General features: G+C 71.4%; 3 protein-coding genes. All 3 read left to right on the top strand.

Features of this window, described 5'->3' with window-relative positions:
* Positions 1-101 precede the first annotated feature (101 nt).
* A complete protein-coding gene (locus tag FV223_RS27490; protein ID WP_147729857.1) occupies positions 102-284 on the top strand; it encodes a hypothetical protein in 183 nt (60 codons plus the stop codon).
* A 393-nt stretch (positions 285-677) separates the two neighbouring features.
* Positions 678-1196 carry a phosphate-starvation-inducible PsiE family protein gene (locus tag FV223_RS27485; RefSeq protein ID WP_147729856.1) on the top strand — a complete coding sequence of 173 codons (519 nt, stop codon included), beginning with the start codon at positions 678-680 and terminating at the stop codon, positions 1194-1196.
* Positions 1197-1260: 64 nt separating this feature from the next.
* On the top strand, positions 1261-1450 hold a 190-nt coding region (locus tag FV223_RS27480), incomplete at its 3' end, for a DUF1223 domain-containing protein (RefSeq protein WP_147729855.1).

Below are 1450 nucleotides of genomic sequence, written 5' to 3'. Positions count from 1 at the left end.
GCCGCCCCCCGGCCGACGCGGCGTGAAACACCCGGGGCCGCCTCGCGTTGATCCGGCACCGGCGCCGCCCTCGGCGCCTCGTGACGGCAGGAGCAGCCCCGATGACCGACGACACCAAGACGCCGCAGGGCGCGGACAAGCAGGGGTTCCAGCAGGGCAGCGCCAAGCCCGGCGACGAGAAGAACCCCGCCAACCAGCAGGACAAGATGGGCGAGCGCCTCGACGACGCCCTCGAGGAGACCTTCCCGTCGAGCGACCCGGTCTCGGTGAAGATCACCAAGTAGCGCGATCCGCAGGCGTTCGGGGCCGGTGCGCGCGAGGCGCGCCGGCCCTTTTCGTTGCGGTGCTTCCGCTGCGGGCACGGACAACGCAAGCACGCGCGGACGGGGAAGGCACGGGGACGCCGAGCGGTCCCGTGCGGAGCGCCCTCCGCCCTCAGCGGCCGCGCAGGAAGAAGAACCAGATCAGGAGGATGACGGGGATCGGGATCCCGATGAGCCACAGCAGGCCGCCGGTCAGCATGTCTTTCTCCTATGTTGCACGAGAGCAACGGGACCATCCCGGAAACCGTTCCGCCGCGCGGACGCCCGCGATCCCCGCCCGCCGCCAAGCTTCCGCTGGACGCCGGCCGCACGATCCTGTCTCATCGGAACGAAGACGCGTCCGGGAGGCACGCCATGGCCGACGATCCGCAATCGCAGGGGCGCCTGACCCGCGCGTCGAGCTTCGTCTTCCTCCACACCGAGCACGCGATCTACGCGGCCCTGGGCCTGCTGCTCGCCTTCACCGCGCTGATCGCGCTGGTCGACGCCGTCGGGCTCACCTTCGAGGCGCTGCGCTCGCTCGGGGGCGCCGCGCAGACCCTGGAGGTGGTCGACCGGCTGCTGTTCCTGCTGATGCTGGTGGAGATCCTGCACACGGTGCGGGTCTCGATGCGCTCCGGCAAGCTCACCTGCGAGCCGTTCCTGATCGTCGGGCTGATCGCCTCGATCCGGCGGGTGCTGGTGATCACCCTGCAATCCTCCGAGATCATGCACGGCAAGGACTGGTCGCAGGAGAAGGCGGCCCTGTTCCAGGCCTCGATGATCGAGCTCGGCGTGCTCGCCGGCCTGATCCTCACCATGGTGGCCTCGATCTTCCTGCTCCACCGCGCCCGCGACGATGACAAGCCGGCCGGCGAGGAGACCGAGGGGTAAGCCCGGGTAACTGGCCCGGCCGCGCCGCGAAGGGCACGGCATCGCACCCGTCCGGAGACCTGCCATGCGTCGCACGATCTCGCTCGCGCTCCTCGCCGCCCTGCTCGGCGCCCCGTTCTCCCCTTCCGCCGTCTCCCCGGCGGACGCGGCCGGGCGGCCGGTGGTGGTCGAGCTGTTCACCTCGCAGAGCTGCTCGTCCTGCCCGCCGGCCGAGGCGCTGCTCGGGCAGATCGCGCGCGAGGGCGGCGCCGTGC

The sequence above is a fragment of the Methylobacterium sp. WL116 genome (assembly GCF_008039455.1).
Taxonomy (GTDB): Bacteria; Pseudomonadota; Alphaproteobacteria; order Rhizobiales; family Beijerinckiaceae; genus Methylobacterium.
This window is presented reverse-complemented; position numbering and strand designations above follow the sequence as displayed.

Bases quoted from the DNA above. Each gene is read 5' to 3' on its own strand.
- FV223_RS27490 (WP_147729857.1), top strand. From the start codon at position 102: ATGACCGACGACACCAAGACGCCGCAGGGCGCGGACAAGCAGGGGTTC.
- FV223_RS27485 (WP_147729856.1), top strand. From the start codon at position 678: ATGGCCGACGATCCGCAATCGCAGGGGCGCCTGACCCGCGCGTCGAGC.